Origin of the sequence: Erwinia tasmaniensis Et1/99, assembly GCF_000026185.1 — a bacterium.
Taxonomy (GTDB): Bacteria; Pseudomonadota; Gammaproteobacteria; order Enterobacterales; family Enterobacteriaceae; genus Erwinia; species Erwinia tasmaniensis.
The window spans coordinates 1664202-1680854 of record NC_010694.1 but is presented as its reverse complement, the minus strand read 5'-3'; the positions used below and the strand labels follow the sequence as shown (position 1 = coordinate 1680854).

Here is a 16653-nt window from a genome sequence, read left to right as displayed (position 1 = left end):
GCCGACGTGGATCACCTCGGCCCGCTTATCAACGGGTTAGCCTTAGTTTCAACCCCTCCGCCCTGCCAGCTTTCCGCTATCAACATTAATGGTAGTTCACCATGACCTCATGACTGACCACGCGCAGCGTCGGAAATAGCCGCCCTTTCCCCTCTGCCAGCCAAATAAAGCGCAAACTTTCTCCGGCGGCCACGTTGGTTAAACCGCGCGTCATTCCGCTGCCGCCTTCAATGGCAACGCAACGGTTTTCAGAGCACAGCCGCACCTGCAGGCCGGTCGGCGCTGGCGCACTGAGCGTATAGCGCCAGTAAACGTCCGTCATGGTTCCGCCAACCGGCGCAGCAGGCCTTAGCGGCTGGGATGAAACCTGCACGCCCCGATTCGACAGCGCAGGCCCGGCACCGCTGGCCTGCCATCCGCCGTCAGCCGCCGCCGCCAGCGCGGGAACGGTGAGCAGCAACCAAAAAACGATCTTCATGACTGGCTACCAATGGTTGAGGTCATACGAATTTGTCGGTTGTCGGTCAGTTCCATATTGGAAATGACGATCAGCTGCGGCAGGCTGCGGCGCAGGAAACGTGCCAACAGCGCACGCAGCGGATGGTTAACCAGCAGCACTGGCGGAGCACCCAGCCCTTCCTGGTGCTGAAGCGCGCTTTGCGCCTGCGTCAGCAGCCTGTCTGCCAGCCCCGGCTCCAGCCCACCGCCGCCCTGTAGGGCCTGAAGCAACAGACGCTCCAGCGTGGTATCCAATCCGATAACCTGTACTTCGCCCGCGCCGGGGAACCACTGCTGGGTGATCGCTCGACCCAGCGCGACGCGCACCACGGAAGTCAACTCGTGGGGATCGGTCTGAACGGCAGCATGTTCCGCCAGCGTTTCGATAATCGTCCGCATATCGCGGATGGACACCCGTTCAGACAGCAGATTCTGCAACACTTTGTGCAAGGTGGTGAGCGTGATCACGCCAGGGATCAGGTCTTCCGTCAGTTTCGGCATCTCCTGGGTGACGCGATCAAGCAGCTGCTGCGCCTCCTGACGGCCAAACAGCTCGCTGGCATACTGACCAATCAGGTGGTTGAGATGGGTGGCCACCACGGTGCTGGCTTCCACCACGGTGAATCCCTGGATCTGCGCCTGTTCTTTGAGCGCACTGTCGATCCAGATTGCCTCAAGGCCAAATGCCGGATCGGTGGTCTTCTCACCCGGCAGCGTGCCGGCCGCCGTGCCCGGATTAATCGCCATCCAACGGCCAGGGAAGGCGTCACCGCTGCCAATTTCCACGCCCTTCATCAAGATGCGGTAGCGCGCGGGTGTCAGGTCCATATTGTCACGGATATGCACCACCGGCGGCAGGAAGCCCATCTCCTGAGCAAACTTTTTACGGATGCTGCGAATACGTCCCAGCAGCTCGCCATCCTGTGCACTGTCGACCATCGGGATCAGCCGGTAGCCGACCTCCATACCCAGCGAATCTTCCAGCTGAACATCGCCCCAGGTGGCTTCCATGCTGCCCGAATTTTCCGGCTGCATGCTGGATGACTGCGCCACGGCGGGGGCTTGCGGCGTCATTTGTTTGCCACGCACCCACCATGCCAGCCCCAGCAGCCCGGCGGTAAACAGCAGAAAGACGAAGTTCGGCATACCCGGCACCAGGCCCAGCATACCCAGTACGCCGGCGCTAAGCATCATGACGCGCGGGTTGTTGAACATCTGGCCGACCATCTGCTCGCCGACATCCTGGTCGGTGCCAACACGAGTCACGATCACACCTGCGGCGGTCGAGATGACCAGCGCTGGGATCTGCGCCACCAGCCCGTCACCGATGGTTAACAGGGTGTAGGTTTCCGCCGCATGTCCTGCATCCATACCGTGCTGGATCACGCCGACCAGCAGGCCGCCGATGACGTTTATCACCATGATCATGATCCCGGCAATGGCATCACCGCGCACAAACTTACTGGCACCATCCATTGAACCGTAGAAATCGGCTTCCTGCGTCACGTCGCTACGACGCTTTTTGGCCTCTTCTTCGCCAATCAAACCGGCGTTAAGATCGGCATCGATAGCCATCTGCTTGCCCGGCATCCCGTCCAGCACAAAACGCGCGCCGACCTCGGCAATACGTCCTGCGCCTTTGGTGATCACCATAAAGTTAATGATCACCAGAATGATAAATACCACGATACCGATCGCGAAGTTGCCGCCGACTAAAAAGTGCCCGAAGGCTTCAACTACCCGTCCGGCAGCCCCCGCGCCGGTGTGGCCATCCATCAGAATGACGCGCGTCGAGGCAACGTTAAGCGCAAGGCGTAACAGGGTTGAGAACAGCAAGATGGTGGGGAAAGCGGCGAAATCCAGGGTACGCTGGGTAAACATCGCCACCAGCAGCACCATAATCGATAGGGCGATATTGAATGTGAACAGCAGGTCAAGAATGAACGGCGGCAGCGGCAGCACCATCATTGACAGGATCAGCAGGATCAATACCGGCCCGGCCAGTACCTTCCACTGCGTTTCTTTCATGCTGCCCGGTAGGCGTAGTAAAGCGGCCAGATTAGCCATCAGATTTTTGTTCTCCAGCAAAGTCCAGCGCTTCCGGCACCGGCAGTTTAACAGGTCGTTTCGGGATCAGGCCGCCTTCCGCCTTCCAGCGGCGTAGCTGCCATACCCAGGCCAGGACTTCAGCCACGGCCGCATACAGCGTGCCTGGGATATGCTGACCAATTTCACTGTGGCGATAGAGTGCACGCGCCAGCGGCGGGGCCTCAAGGATGGGAATACGGTTCTCTGCCCCCAGCTCACGGATGCGCAGGGCGATTTCCCCTGCACCTTTCGCCAATACCTTCGGCGCACTCATTTTATTTTCGTCATACTGCAAGGCCACCGAATAGTGGGTCGGGTTGGTCACAATGACATCGGCTTTCGGCACATCGGCCATCATGCGGCGGCGCGCGGCGGCGCGCATCTGCTGGCGTATTCGCCCTTTAACATGTGGGTCACCTTCCTGCTGTTTGTGCTCATCGCGAATATCCTGATGCGACATACGCAAATTTTTGAAATAGCTGAACAGCTGGAAAAAGACGTCGAAGCCAACCATCGGTGACAGTCCGAGCACCACGAGAATGCAGCACATGGCGATCATATTCATGGCGCCAGCCAGCGCGGTGATCGGCGACTCCGCCATCAGGCGCAGCATTTCGGCCCAGTGGTGCCAGATATACAGCCCGCAAACAATGCTGACCAGCGTGGCTTTCAGCACCGCCTTCAGCAGTTCTGCCGCGGATTGTGCTGAGACCAGCTTCGCCAATCCTTTGATGGGGTTCATCTTTCCGAGGTCAAATTTGATGGCCTTACCGCTGAGCACCAGGCCACCGAGCAGCATGGGTGCGGCAATCGCCACCACCACCAGGCCAAACATCATCGGCAGCACCGCCAGCACGGCCTGCTGCAACAAATTAGCGATCTGGCGCAGCATCTGGCTGGTATCGCTCACCATCGAGTGATTAAACACCAGGCCATCCGCCAGCAGCGCGCCCAGTTTGCGCCCCATCCACTCGCCGCCTCCCCACAGGATGCTCAAACCGGCAATCAGCATCAGGATAGACGTCAGTTCACGCGAACGCGGGATCTGTCCTTCTTCCCTCGCTTTTTCAAGACGATGGGCCGTGGGTGACTCTGTTTTTTCCTGATCACTATCCTGAGACACGAACCCTGACCTTCAGCACGGAATGACAGCCGTTAGGATGCCAAATTCACGCCGGGGTAATGCCGTGAGTAAACAGGTAAATAGGGGGTTATTTGTGGAATAGCGTAAGGTGCGCGTTGGCGTGAGGGAAAGATAACGGCGGACAACGTCCGCCGTTGCGATCAAAAACCGAGACTGTCCAGCAGGTCATCGACCTGATCCTGGCTTGCCACCACGTTCGGTGCCGTCGCATTAATCTGCGGGCCATTGAGCAGATTATCGGTCTCTTTTGGCTTGCGCTGGCCTTGCTCCGGAACATTTTCCAGCAGAACGTTCAGCAGCTGACGTTCAATTTCCTGGATCACATCCATCATACGTTTAATCACCTGGCCGGTCAGATCCTGAAAATCCTGAGCCATCATGATTTCCATCAGCTGGGAGTTGGTGAACGACGTATGCTCCGGCACCGCTTCCAGATAGCCACGGGTCTCCGAAACCAGAGAGCGTGCATCTGCCAGTTCGACAGGATGTTCAAACCATTCATCCCAGCGCCCTTTAAGCCGCTTCGCTCCCTCTTCCAACAGCGTCTGACGCGGCTGTGAGGCTTCAACGCCGTTTAACGCGCGCTCTGCCGCTTGCGCGGTCATCTGTACCACATAATCGAGGCGATCGCGGGCATCTGGTATCGCTTCTGCCGCTTCGGCAATCGCATGATCCAGCCCCAGCTCACGCAGGCTGTCGCGCAGCATCCGCGTCAGTGAACCAATTTTGGAGATAATGTCCTGTGCCGAAGCAGCATCAACATTAGGTTTCGGAATAGTACTCATCTCGGCTCCTGACTTACATACCCAGTTTTTCGAAGATTTTGCCTAACTTCTCTTCCAGGGTTGCTGCGGTAAAGGGTTTAACCACATAACCACTGGCGCCCGCCTGGGCGGCGGCAATAATGTTCTCTTTCTTGGCTTCAGCCGTCACCATCAGTACCGGTAACTTGCTCAACGCGCCGTCGGTACGGATCGTCTTCAGCAGCTCAAGGCCGTCCATATTCGGCATGTTCCAGTCAGACACCACGAAGTCAAAACCTCCGGCGCGCAGCTTGTTCAGCGCGTCGACGCCATCTTCCGCCTCTTCAACATTGTTAAAGCCCAGCTCTTTCAACAGGTTTCTGACGATACGACGCATCGTATTGAAATCGTCTACCACCAAAAACCGCATGTTTTTATCAACCATAACTACTCCCGTTTTTTTGTAGCCCTACGAGGACCATGTCAGGCTGTGTTGCATCCGCGCGCGCATACCGTCACGCGTCAATTCTGACCGTGCAACACGTCCTAGATACGTAACGCCTGTCCAGCGCTAATTTTTGCCAGCATATGCTGGCTGATTTGGTTAAGATCCAGCACTTCACTGGCCCCCCCGAGCGCTATCGCCTCACGGGGCATGCCGAAGACCACGCAGCTGGCTTCATTCTGGGCGATTGTCCAGGCGCCGGCCTGATTCATCGCCAGCAACCCGGCTGCACCATCGTTACCCATGCCGGTCAGGATCACGCCTACGGCGTTTCGACCGGCAAAGCGCGCAACGGAATTAAACAGCACATCAACCGACGGCTTATGGCGGTTTACCGGCGGTCCATCATTCAATTTGACCTGATAGTTCGCGCCGCTACGGGCCAGCTCAAGGTGCATCGCCCCTGGAGCGATATAAGCATGCCCTGGCAGAATACGCTCCCCGTCCTCCGCTTCTTTCACCGTAATCTGACACAGCTTATTCAGACGGTCGGCAAACGACCGGGTAAACCCTGCCGGCATATGCTGAGTGATCAGCAAAGCCGGGCTGGTGGCGGGTAGCGGTTGCAGCACGTGGCGGATCGCCTCGGTGCCTCCGGTTGAGGCGCCGATAGCGATGAGCTTTTCACTGCTCAGCAGCGGGCCTGCTTTCAGCATCACCGGTGCCGACTGCGCGCCACGCGTGGGTAGCCGTGCGCGTGAGGCGGCGCGTACCTTGTCGGCGATGGTCTGGCTATAGGCCAGCATCCCTTCACGTATCCCCAGAGAAGGTTTGGTGACAAAGTCTATTGCCCCCAGCTCCAGCGCACGCAAAGTGATTTCGGAGCCTTGTCCGGTCAGTGAGGACACCATCACGACCGGCATCGGGCGCAGGCGCATCAGTTTTTCCAGGAAGTCGAGGCCGTCCATTCGCGGCATCTCAACGTCCAGCGTTAACACGTCCGGATTGAATTGCTTGATTAACTCCCGCGCCACCAGCGGGTCCGGGGCTGAAGCCACCATCTCCATGTCAGGATGGCTGTTAACAATTTCAGTCATCATCTGGCGCATCAGAGAGGAATCATCAACGCACAATACTTTGATTTTACTCATTATCTTTCCTTAGTCAGTCCATAGACCGTCTGGCCACGCAGATAAAATTCTTTACTAATCTGGCTAAAGTTTTCTGAGTGACCGGCAAACAGCAGACCGCCTGGTTTAAGCAGAGGAACAAAACGCCGCAAAATCTTTTCCTGTGTCTCTTTATCGAAGTAGATCATTACGTTGCGGCAAAAGATCGCATCAAAGGTGCCGGGCAGTGCCCAGTCATTTCCCAGCAGATTGAGCTGGGAGAAGCTGACCCGATTCGTCAACTCCGGCCGCACCCGCACCATGCCCTGATGGGGGCCGGTGCCGCGCAGGAAGAAGCGCTGGAGCTGCTGCTGGGATAGCGTTCGCAGCTCATCCTGACGATATACGCCCGCCTGCGCCTTTTCCAAAACCTGAGTATCAATGTCGCTGGCATGGATCTGAAATTTCCCCGCCCCCCCGCCAGGCGCGTCTGCCAACGTTATGGCGATGGAGTAAGGCTCTTCTCCCGTTGAAGCGGCCGCACACCAGACGCTGTAATTGCCCGAACTGCGCGCAGCATGATGTTGCGCCAGGATCGGGAAGTGGTGCGCCTCACGGAAAAATGCCGTCAGGTTAGTGGTCAGCGCATTGATAAAGGCCTGCCACTCGGCGCTATTGGCATCCTTTTCCAGCAGGGCGAGATAGCGACCAAAGTCGTCAATGTTCAGGGTACGCAGCCTGCGTACCAGGCGGTTGTAAACCATTTCACGCTTATGGTCCGCAAGGACGATGCCAGCCCGCTGATAAATCAACTGACTGATACGCTTAAAATGCGTATCGGATAACGGCAGGCGTTGAACCATCTGCGTCAGCAGCGATTCATTTTCCGGTGGAGCTAACAACGTCGTTTTCTTCATATTGCCATCCCGCAAGCGCGGATAAGTTATCCATATCATGTGACTGCCCTGCGGGCGTTTTCAGCCTGCGGTTCAGTCCCTAATCATGCCGGGCATCCAGGGCGAAACGGCTTACCGTTTCGGTTAACTGTCCAGCCTGTGCTTCCAGTGCACCGGTAGCGGCGGCACCTTCTTCAACCAGCGCGGCATTCTGCTGGGTAACCTGATCCATCTGGCTCACCGCCATCGCCACCTGTTCGATACCACGCCGCTGCTCATCACTAGCCGCCGCGATCTCGCCCATAATCTCACTGACCCGGTTAACGCTTTGCACAATCTCACTCATCGTGTCCCCGGCAGAAGCCACCAGCCCGGCCCCCTGGTCAACGCGTGAAACGGATTCCTCGATCAGCGTTTTAATCTCTTTTGCCGCCCCGGCGCTGCGCTGCGCCAGGCTGCGCACTTCGCCGGCGACAACGGCAAAGCCACGCCCCTGCTCACCGGCTCGCGCCGCTTCTACCGCCGCGTTCAGCGCCAGAATATTGGTCTGGAAGGCAATGCCATCAATGACGCTGGTAATATCGGCAATCTTTTTCGAACTGTCGGCAATACCGTTCATGGTGGTCACCACGTTATCGGTCAGAGTACCGCCCTTATGCGCGGTGCCTGAGGCCGAGCGCGCCAGCTCCGAAGCCCGGCGCGCATTATCGGCGTTGGCCGCCACCGTGGCGGTTAGCTGTTCCATGCTGGCAGCGGTCTGGGCCAGCGATGCTGCCTGCTGCTCGGTACGCGCTGAGAGATCGTTATTACCCAGCGCGATCTCCTGAATGCCGCTCTGCATACTGCGGCTACCGTCGCGAACATCTCGCACCGTCGACGCCAGCGCCTGCTGCATATGTTGCAGGCTGGTAAACAGCTGCCCCAGCTCATTGCTTCCCCACTTTTCTATCTGACCATTCAGATCGCCGTGGGAAATGCGTTCAAAGTGGCTACGCATACGTGCCAGTGGCGCAATCAGGGCGCGTTTGACCCAGATAAGCGCCCCCAGCGTCAACAGCAGTGACAGCACCACGGACGCAGCAAAAATCACCTTCGACTGGAAATAGAAGCCCTTACTGGCATCACCGGCATGATCGCGTAGCGTGTCGATATGCTTCATCCAGAGGTTGTATTGAAGCAGGAACTGATCCTGTTTGCCCTGTGTCGGGGAGTCGAGGAATGCCTGTAGCTGATCGTTACGTAAATACTCGGCCAGCTGCGCCAGCTCGTTGTAATAGATGCCATAGGCCGTGGCGATCTGCTGCTTCAACACTTCGCCTTCCGGCGTCACCGCCGGGATAGCCTGAAAATCGTTAAACGCTTTATTCGCCACGTCCATGTCGGCCTGCGCCTTGCTCATCAGGCTGACCACCTGGTCATGAGGGCGATTGATCGCAGCGCGGGTACTTGCCCGGCTCAACGTCAGTCGCGTGCTGAGCAGCGCCGCCCAGCTCTCTCCCAGCGCATCGCGCTGACCGCCGCTGATCACCACCTGATTCAGGTTGTGGGCATCAAGGCGAAATGAGTTGAAGGACAAGCCGCTGGCAACAATCTGCATTAGACAGAAAAGGCCAAACAGGCAAATAATCGTGCCAGCAATACGTAAACGACCTAACATTGCGATTTCCCCGGAGATATAGCCTGCAAAGTTAAAAATGATCCCACGCCGGGCCTTTTCGCGCCGGCGTCGATATGCTTGTTAAAAGGTTTCCCAGTTTTCGTCAGAGCCTGTCGCCTTCGGCAGGGCTTTATGCGCTGTAGCAGGCGGCGACAGACTGGATGTCTTCGGCGCGGCAAGGTTATTAACGGCAGCAATACGATTTTCTTTACGCATTTGGAACACCGCCACGGCCTGCGTCAGGCGGCTGGCCTGTTCTTCCAGCGATGCCGCCGCCGAAGCGGACTGTTCCACCAGCGCGGCATTCTGCTGCGTGACGCGATCCATTTCGGTCACCGCTTCGCTCACCTGGTCAATACCCCGGCTCTGCTCGTCGGAAGCAGAGGCGATTTCGCCCATAATGTCGGTGACGCGCGTGACGGCGTTAACGATATCGCTCATCGTTTCCCCGGCGCTCTCTACCAGTACCGACCCGGTGTCGACCCGTGCCACGGAGTTTTCAATCAGCCCTTTGATTTCTCTGGCGGCCTGGGCGCTGCGCTGTGCCAGGTTGCGGACTTCTCCCGCCACGACCGCAAAGCCGCGCCCCTGCTCTCCGGCACGCGCCGCTTCAACCGCCGCGTTCAGCGCCAGAATATTGGTCTGGAAGGCAATACCGTCGATCACGCTGATGATATCGGCGATTTGCTTTGAGCTTGTGGAGATTTCACTCATGGTTTTCACCACGCCATCCACCACTTTGCCCCCTTTGAGCGCGGTTTCCGAGGCGCTGAGCGCCAGCTGGGATGCCTGACGGGCGTTTTCGGCGTTCTGCTTCACCGTGGCGGTCAGTTCTTCCATACTGGCTGCGGTCTGCTCCAGCGAGGCCGCCTGCTGTTCGGTACGCGATGACAGATCGTTATTGCCGGAGGAAATTTCACTGGCACCGGTATAGATGGCCTCTGAACCATCGCGCACCGCGCTAACGGTGGTGACCAGCGACGCCTGCATATGTTGCAGGCTGGCGGCCAGCTGCGACATTTCGTTATGCCCCTGCGCCTCGATCGCCTGAGTGAGATCGCCGCGGGCGATCCCTCGAATATGTTCGATGTTTTGTTTCAGCGGACGCAGCAGGATGTGATGGATGCCCGACCACGCCGCGGCGATGAGCGCCAGCACTACCACCAGCACCGACAGCAGCACCCAGATTGCGCGCTGATAGGCATGATCGTTCTCGGCAGAACCGGCGCTGAGCAGCTGGGCGGTATGTTGCAGCCAGTTATCATAGGCCTGCTCAAAACCATTCTGGAAACCCGTGGTGGGCTGGTCGACAAAACCTTTGAAATCACCGCTGGTCAACATGCGCATCAGCTCGCTTAGCGCATTGTGCAGAATATTGAAATGGTCGTTAACCGCCTGAACATGGGGCTGGTTATCCACTCCCGCCGGCAGTTCCTGCCTGTAGGCGGCAAACTGCTGTTCAGCCGTGTTCAGCTGGGTTTTCGCCAGGGCGACCAGCTCGTCGACGGATGATCCCGTTCCCTGACCTTTTTCATCCAGCAGGTGACGCGTGGCGGCCCGGTTGAGCGTGTTACGCGTTTGTACCAACGCGATCCATGCAGAAGTAAGATTTGCCTGCTCCTGGCGAATCTGTTGCGTCAACGTGAAGCTTTTCTTGTCTCCATTCAACGAATGAAAGAACAGACCACCTGAAATAAGCTGTAGTGAGCCAAATAACACTAAAACCAACACCAGGCTGGTCACCACTTTCATGCGCTTAAACATTTCTTTCCCCTGTGAGATAGCTACCACTCTGTTTTATCGGCATTTGTGAAAGGATCTTTATGGGATTATTCAAATAAATAGCGAGAGTATTGCGAGGGAAAAAGGCGGGTATGTTTGCCAGAGGTGAGCGTTTATTTTCGCTCGCCTCTGGCTGAATATCAGAAGGTTTCCCAGTGATCGTCACCGCGGGTGACCGCGACCGATTTGGCGGATCGCGCCGCGCCCAGCTGCGGACGCTTTAGCTCCGGTGTTGGCGCAGCCTGCTGCAAAGCAATGCGGAATACCGCCACGGCCTGCGTCAGTCGGCTGGCCTGATCCTCCAGCGATGCCGCCGCCGATGCGGACTGTTCCACCAGCGCGGCATTCTGCTGCGTGACGCGATCCATTTCGGTCACCGCTTCGCCCACCTGGTCGATACCCCGGCTTTGCTCGTCGGAAGCAGAGGCGATTTCGCCCATAATGTCGGTGACGCGCGTGACGGCGTTAACGATATCGCTCATCGTTTCCCCGGCGCTCTCCACCAGTGCCGACCCGGTGTCGACCCGTGCCACGGAGTTTTCAATCAGCCCTTTGATTTCTCTGGCGGCCTGGGCGCTGCGCTGTGCCAGGTTGCGGACTTCTCCCGCCACGACCGCAAAGCCGCGCCCCTGCTCTCCGGCACGCGCCGCTTCAACCGCCGCGTTCAGCGCCAGAATATTGGTCTGGAAGGCAATACCGTCGATCACGCTGATAATATCGGCGATTTGCTTTGAGCTTGTGGAGATTTCACTCATGGTTTTCACCACGCCATCCACCACTTTGCCCCCTTTGAGCGCGGTTTCCGAGGCGCTGAGCGCCAGCTGGGATGCCTGACGGGCGTTTTCGGCGTTCTGCTTCACCGTGGCGGTCAGTTCTTCCATACTGGCTGCGGTCTGCTCCAGCGAGGCCGCCTGCTGTTCGGTACGCGATGACAGGTCGTTATTGCCGGAGGAAATTTCACTGGCGCCGCTGTAAATGGCATCAGAACCGTTACGCACCGCGCTCACGGTCTGTATCAGTTCATCCTGCATATGTTGCAGGCTGGCGGCCAGGCTGGACATTTCGTTTTGCCCTTCGACGGTAATCTTACCGGTAAGATCACCGCTGGCGATACGGCGAATATGGTCAATGCTGGTTTGCAGCGGCCGCAGCAGGATGCGACGCATGCCGATCCAAACGCCAGCAATCACCAACAGGGTGACCACCAGCCCCAGGAGGATTATCCAGATAGCCTGATGGAAAGCGGTTTGGTTTTCAGCCACACCCAGTGCGGCGAGAGTGTCGTTTTTCGCCAACCAGATATCATAAGCCGCGTTGAAATCGTCCTGATAGCGTTGGGTTGGCTGGCCGAAAAATTCGGTAATTTTACCGGAGCCGATCAGTGGGATAAGTTCGCTTAGTGCATCATGCAGGATGGCGTAGTTTTTCTGTACCGCCTGCACGTTGGCCGATGTTTTACCCGCTTCAGATAAATGTGAATTCCACAGCTGGTAATTTTTTTCTGCGACGGCCAGCTGATCCTGAGCCGCAGCCAGCAGTTGTTTAACGCTGTCGCCGCTGCCCATACGGTTGGCATCCAACATATAGCGGATACCGGTGCGATTGAGGGTATTTCGCGCTTGCACCAGTGAAATCCATGACTGATTCAGGGCTGACTGCTGCAAGCGCAACTGCTGGGAGATGGCGAAATTGTCTTTGTCGCCTTTCAAGGCCTGGAAGAACAGGCTGCCGGTAAGTAACTGTAATGAACCAAAAAATACCAGCACCAGAATCAGGCTGGTAACAACCTTCATACGCTTAAACATAATGTTCCTCATTATCCTGTTTAGGCTCCTGTTATCGGCAACCAGTAACGGATCTTTATGTTGTTTAAGCGTCTGAGACCGTATTTTCCCTTATTCTACAGCGAATTACTGTTAACCCCGCCCAGTGGCGAAAATCAGAACGTTTCCCAGTTGCTGTCACTGACCGATGACGATGCGCGTTCTGGCATTGCCGCCGGCTTCAGCACTGGGCGTTTAAGTTCACGCACGGCAACAACCGTCTGCTGAGTAATGCGGAACACCGCTACCGCCTGGGTCAGTCGGCTGGCCTGCTCTTCCAGCGAGGCCGAGGCGGAGGCCGACTGCTCCACCAGCGCCGCATTCTGCTGGGTCACGCGATCCATTTCGTTGACCGCTTCGCCCACCTGATCAATGCCCCGGCTCTGCTCGTCGGAAGCAGAGGCAATTTCGCCCATAATATCGGTAACGCGAGTGACCGCATTGACGATATCGGTCATGGTTTCACCGGCGGTGCCCACCAGCGCGGAGCCGCTGTCTACGCGCGCAACGGAATCTTCAATCAACCCTTTGATTTCTTTCGCCGCCTGGGCGCTGCGCTGCGCAAGGTTACGCACCTCGCCTGCCACCACGGCAAAACCGCGTCCCTGCTCACCCGCTCGTGCCGCTTCGACCGCCGCATTCAGCGCCAGGATATTGGTCTGGAAGGCGATGCCGTCGATGACGCTGGTAATGTCCGCAATTTTCTTCGAGCTGCCGGCAATATCGCTCATGGTTTTCACCACGCCATCGACCACTTTGCCGCCCTTCTGCGCCGTTTCTGACGCCGTCAACGCCAGTTTTGATGCCTGACGGGCGTTTTCGGCGTTCTGTTTCACCGTGGCGGTCAGTTCTTCCATGCTGGCAGCGGTCTGCTCCAGTGAAGCGGCCTGCTGTTCGGTTCTCGCCGAGAGGTCATTATTGCCTGAGGATATTTCGCTGGCACCGGTGTAGATGGCATCGGAACCATCGCGCACCACGCTGACGGTTTTGACCAGCGCCTCCTGCATGTTCTTCACGCTGCCGGCCAGCTGGGCCATTTCATTACGGCCTTTTACCTCAACGTTCTGCGTCAGATCGCCTTCAGCAATGCGGCTAATGTGACCAATCGTTGCCTGTAGCGGGCGGATCAGGATGCTGCGCAGACCAAACCAGCACAGCACGATCAGTGCAAGAACCAGCGTTATCATTGCGGCAACGGCCCACAGCATATGATTATAGGCCTGCTGATTGTCTTTGATTCCCTGCTCAATGAGCCGGTTCTGCTGGCCACGCCACTTGGTATACACCGCCTGCATCGCCACCTGCTTCTGTTCAATATTCTGCGCGAACATCGCGTCCAGCTGCTTGTTTTCCATCTGCTGGGTCATTTCTTGCAGGGCACTACTGAACTGCTCATAATTCTGTTCCAGCTCTTCTGACAGCTTCGGGTCAATTCCCGGCGTGTCTGGCGTAGCTTTATAGGCTGCGTGAAAGGCCTGCGCTTCGTTGAGAAGCTGTTTTGCCCGGTTACTTAGCACCGTGAGCGATGCGCTGGTGCCCGCATTGGCGGCTTCACTCTGGATGCGCAGCATGCCACGGTTCAACACAATGCGCGTCTGGTTGAGGGTGATCCACGCATCGGTAAACTGGGTAACATTGTCACTTGACGTTTGTGATAACGCGAAGTTTTCTTTGTCCTTCGTCAGCGCTTTAATAAACAAGCCGCCCGATAATAATTGTAGTAAGCCGAAAATCATTAAAACGAGGATCAGGCTGGTGACGACTTTGATACGCGAGAACATAAAACACCTTTGCAAGAAATGAGGGTATACCACTGGGTATCGGTAATCAGACGGCGATCTTTATGAGGCGCAGCGTTAAAATTCGGTGCGGGCTCGTTAGCAAATAAATTTCTGCGATAAAAAAGGGCAGATCTGCGATCTGCCCCTATTGAAACCCGTCTGCGTTAGTGCTTATGCGCTGCGCAGCGTATCCATCAGCGCCATTTCTTCGCTGCTTAGCAGCTTTTCAATATCGACCAGAATCAGCATACGCTCGCCCAGCGCACCCAGTCCGGTCATGTACTCGGTCGACATGGTGACGGCAAACTCCGGTGAAGGACGGATCTGCTCTTGCGTCAGGGACAGAACGTCCGATACGCCATCCACCACGATGCCCACCACGCGCTGCTCAAGGTTCAGCACGATCACCACGGTGTTATCATTATATTCGACATCAGGCTGGGCAAATTTAATACGCAGATCGATGATCGGTACAATGACGCCGCGCAGGTTAGTCACCCCTTTGATAAACGGCGGCGTATTGGCAATGCGCGTGACCTGATCGTAGCCGCGGATCTCCTGCACCTTGAGGATATCAATCCCGTACTCTTCGTCACCCAGCGTGAACACCAGAAACTCCTGTCCCTCGGTTTCTCCGGCGAGTTTGGTGGCAGTAGCCATTCCAGTCATATTTCTACCCTTAATCAGTTATTGTCAGGCTGCGGCTCCCGCCACACGCTTTTCACGGTTCAGAGACTGCAATGCAGAGACATCGACAATCAGCGCCACGCTGCCATCGCCCAGGATGGTTGCGGCGGAGATGCCCGGCACTTTGCGGTAGTTGCTTTCCAGGTTTTTCACCACCACCTGATGCTGTCCAATCAGCTGATCGACCAGCAGCGCGTAGCGTTTGCCGGCGCTTTGCAGGATAACGACAATGCCCTGCGTCGCTTCGGTTTTAGCCTCCTGCACGTCAAACACTTTCCACAGTTCGACCAGCGGCAGATATTCGCCACGCACTTCCAGCACGCGCTCGCCCCCCGCCAGCGCCTTCAAATCGTCGGCCAGCGGTTGCAGTGATTCCATTACCGCATTCAGCGGCAGAATAAACACCTCGTCCGCCACGCGAACCGACATGCCGTCAAGGATGGCCAGCGTCAGCGGCAGCAGGATGCGGATGGTGGTGCCTTTGCCTTGCTTAGAGGCGATTTCAACGTGCCCGCCCATCTCCTGGATATTACGTTTCACCACGTCCATACCGACGCCTCGACCGGAAACGTCGGTCACCTGTTCGGCGGTAGAGAAACCGGGGGCGAAAATCAGCATGCCGACCTCTTCGTCGCTCATCGCCTCGCTGACCGGCAGCCCTGAGGAGAGCGCCTTAGCCAGAATACGCTCACGATTCAGGCCCGCGCCGTCATCACTGACTTCGATGCAGATATTACCGCCCTGGTGTTCGGCGGAAAGCGTCAGGTTACCCGTGGCATGTTTCCCGTTTGCCACACGTTTATCCGGCGATTCGATGCCGTGATCGAGACTGTTACGCACCAGGTGCGTTAACGGATCGATAATGCGTTCGATCAGACTCTTATCCAGCTCCGTTGAGCTGCCTAATAAGGTCAGTTCAACCTCTTTACCCAGCTTGCTGGCAAGGTCGCGTACCAGACGCGGGAAGCGGCTAAAGACATACTCCATCGGCATCATGCGGATCGACATCACCGACTCCTGCAGATCGCGGGCATTGCGCTCCAGCTGGCCCATGCTGTTCAGCAGATCGCCGTGATGCACCGGGTCTAGCGCGCTGGAGCGCTGGGCGAGCATCGACTGGGTGATCACCAGCTCGCCGACCAGGTTGATCAGCTGATCGACCTTTTCGACCGCCACGCGTATGCTGGTTGATTCGCTGGCTTTCGCCGTTTTTTTCGCCACTTCACGCTTAGGTGCGGCGCTTTCACTGACGGCAGCGGGTTGTGGCGCGGCGGCGGGAGCCTCCTCCACGGCGTCGGTGGCCGCGACAGGCTCCCCCGCCTCCGTCTGCGGGAAGTGGATCTGCGATTCGTCGATAACAAAGCACAATACCGCGACGATATCGTCTTTACCGACCGATGAATCCAGCGTGGCTTCCAGTGAGTTCTCACCTTTTACCGCCGCAGAGACCGTACCGAGGTTAGCCAACTCTTCCAGCATCAGGTCGACTTCATTCACCTTCAGCCCGGTCAGCTGAATACGCATACCGCTGGAGACAACGGCAGCCTCTGCGTTTCCGCCCCCGGCCGCCGGCGTATCCGCATCAGGCACGCCCGGCGCTTCTCCCTTCACTTCCAGCGCGAGCTGACGCAGAGCCTGACAAATATATTCGTAGGCTGCAGCATCGGGTTCGGTGCTGGTTTTATAAGCATCCAACTGTTCCTGCATAATATCTTTAGTTTCCAAAAACAGGTTGACGATATCGGTGCTTAGCTGCATTTCGCCACGGCGCGCACCATCGAGAATGTTCTCCAGAATATGCGTGGTTTCCTGTAATACAGAAAAACCGAACGTTCCGGCTCCGCCTTTAATAGAATGAGCCGCACGGAAGATAGCATTGAGCTGTTCCGCATCGGGTTCCTGCGGGTCAAGCCCCAGCAGGTGTTGTTCCATGTCAGCCAACAACTCGTCGGCTTCATCAAAGAACGTCTGGTAAAAATCGCTGATATCCATGCTCACGG

General features: G+C 57.0%; 13 protein-coding genes. All 13 read right to left on the bottom strand.

All coding sequences use genetic code 11. The features are described 5' to 3' along the window. Window positions 1-85: 85 nt before the first annotated feature. Complete coding sequence (flhE, locus tag ETA_RS08500) at window positions 86-478, bottom strand: flagellar protein FlhE (protein WP_012441214.1); 393 nt, start codon at window positions 476-478, stop codon at window positions 86-88. Continuing rightward, window positions 475-2565 carry a flagellar biosynthesis protein FlhA gene (gene flhA, locus ETA_RS08495; RefSeq protein WP_012441213.1) on the bottom strand — a complete coding sequence of 697 codons (2091 nt, stop codon included), beginning with the start codon at window positions 2563-2565 and terminating at the stop codon, window positions 475-477. The genes flhE and flhA overlap by 4 nt, the downstream gene beginning before the upstream one ends. Continuing rightward, window positions 2558-3709: a flagellar biosynthesis protein FlhB gene (gene flhB, locus ETA_RS08490; RefSeq protein WP_012441212.1), complete on the bottom strand. Its 1152-nt coding sequence runs from the start codon at window positions 3707-3709 to the stop codon at window positions 2558-2560. Before flhB ends, flhA begins: the two co-directional genes overlap by 8 nt. Before the next feature lie 161 nt (window positions 3710-3870). Then, entirely contained in the window at window positions 3871-4515 is a 645-nt protein-coding gene (cheZ, locus tag ETA_RS08485; RefSeq protein WP_012441211.1) for a protein phosphatase CheZ, read from the bottom strand. Between the two features lie 13 nt (window positions 4516-4528). Beyond that, a complete protein-coding gene (cheY, locus tag ETA_RS08480) occupies window positions 4529-4918 on the bottom strand; it encodes a chemotaxis response regulator CheY (protein ID WP_012441210.1) in 390 nt (129 codons plus the stop codon). 101 nt (window positions 4919-5019) lie between these two features. Then, entirely contained in the window at window positions 5020-6069 is a 1050-nt protein-coding gene (locus ETA_RS08475; protein WP_012441209.1) for a protein-glutamate methylesterase/protein-glutamine glutaminase, read from the bottom strand. Next, window positions 6069-6944: a protein-glutamate O-methyltransferase CheR gene (gene cheR / locus ETA_RS08470; RefSeq protein WP_012441208.1), complete on the bottom strand. Its 876-nt coding sequence runs from the start codon at window positions 6942-6944 to the stop codon at window positions 6069-6071. The genes ETA_RS08475 and cheR overlap by 1 nt, the downstream gene beginning before the upstream one ends. Window positions 6945-7023: 79 nt before the next feature. Beyond that, window positions 7024-8580, bottom strand: coding sequence for a methyl-accepting chemotaxis protein (locus ETA_RS08465; protein ID WP_012441207.1), 1557 nt, complete (start codon window positions 8578-8580; stop codon window positions 7024-7026). A gap of 81 nt (window positions 8581-8661) precedes the next feature. Further along, the gene (locus ETA_RS08460) at window positions 8662-10344 is read right to left on the bottom strand and encodes a methyl-accepting chemotaxis protein (protein ID WP_012441206.1); all 1683 of its coding nucleotides are present in this window, start codon (window positions 10342-10344) and stop codon (window positions 8662-8664) included. A 158-nt stretch (window positions 10345-10502) separates the two neighbouring features. Then, the gene (locus ETA_RS08455) at window positions 10503-12167 is read right to left on the bottom strand and encodes a methyl-accepting chemotaxis protein (protein ID WP_012441205.1); all 1665 of its coding nucleotides are present in this window, start codon (window positions 12165-12167) and stop codon (window positions 10503-10505) included. 134 nt (window positions 12168-12301) lie between these two features. After that, window positions 12302-13966: a methyl-accepting chemotaxis protein gene (locus tag ETA_RS08450; RefSeq protein ID WP_012441204.1), complete on the bottom strand. Its 1665-nt coding sequence runs from the start codon at window positions 13964-13966 to the stop codon at window positions 12302-12304. Between the two features lie 171 nt (window positions 13967-14137). Continuing rightward, window positions 14138-14635, bottom strand: coding sequence for a chemotaxis protein CheW (gene cheW, locus ETA_RS08445; protein ID WP_012441203.1), 498 nt, complete (start codon window positions 14633-14635; stop codon window positions 14138-14140). Window positions 14636-14659: 24 nt separating this feature from the next. Continuing rightward, entirely contained in the window at window positions 14660-16645 is a 1986-nt protein-coding gene (gene cheA / locus ETA_RS08440) for a chemotaxis protein CheA (RefSeq protein ID WP_012441202.1), read from the bottom strand. Window positions 16646-16653: the final 8 nt, after the last annotated feature.

What these genes read in the sequence shown, in the direction of transcription:
- flhE (WP_012441214.1), bottom strand. Translation starts at nt 478, where the DNA reads ATGAAGATCGTTTTTTGGTTGCTGCTCACCGTTCCCGCGCTGGCGGCG.
- flhA (WP_012441213.1), bottom strand. Translation starts at nt 2,565, where the DNA reads ATGGCTAATCTGGCCGCTTTACTACGCCTACCGGGCAGCATGAAAGAA.
- cheZ (WP_012441211.1), bottom strand. Translation starts at nt 4,515, where the DNA reads ATGAGTACTATTCCGAAACCTAATGTTGATGCTGCTTCGGCACAGGAC.
- cheY (WP_012441210.1), bottom strand. Translation starts at nt 4,918, where the DNA reads ATGGTTGATAAAAACATGCGGTTTTTGGTGGTAGACGATTTCAATACG.
- ETA_RS08475 (WP_012441209.1), bottom strand. Translation starts at nt 6,069, where the DNA reads ATGAGTAAAATCAAAGTATTGTGCGTTGATGATTCCTCTCTGATGCGC.
- cheR (WP_012441208.1), bottom strand. Translation starts at nt 6,944, where the DNA reads ATGAAGAAAACGACGTTGTTAGCTCCACCGGAAAATGAATCGCTGCTG.
- ETA_RS08465 (WP_012441207.1), bottom strand. Translation starts at nt 8,580, where the DNA reads ATGTTAGGTCGTTTACGTATTGCTGGCACGATTATTTGCCTGTTTGGC.
- ETA_RS08460 (WP_012441206.1), bottom strand. Translation starts at nt 10,344, where the DNA reads ATGTTTAAGCGCATGAAAGTGGTGACCAGCCTGGTGTTGGTTTTAGTG.
- ETA_RS08455 (WP_012441205.1), bottom strand. Translation starts at nt 12,167, where the DNA reads ATGTTTAAGCGTATGAAGGTTGTTACCAGCCTGATTCTGGTGCTGGTA.
- ETA_RS08450 (WP_012441204.1), bottom strand. Translation starts at nt 13,966, where the DNA reads ATGTTCTCGCGTATCAAAGTCGTCACCAGCCTGATCCTCGTTTTAATG.
- cheW (WP_012441203.1), bottom strand. Translation starts at nt 14,635, where the DNA reads ATGACTGGAATGGCTACTGCCACCAAACTCGCCGGAGAAACCGAGGGA.
- cheA (WP_012441202.1), bottom strand. Translation starts at nt 16,645, where the DNA reads ATGGATATCAGCGATTTTTACCAGACGTTCTTTGATGAAGCCGACGAG.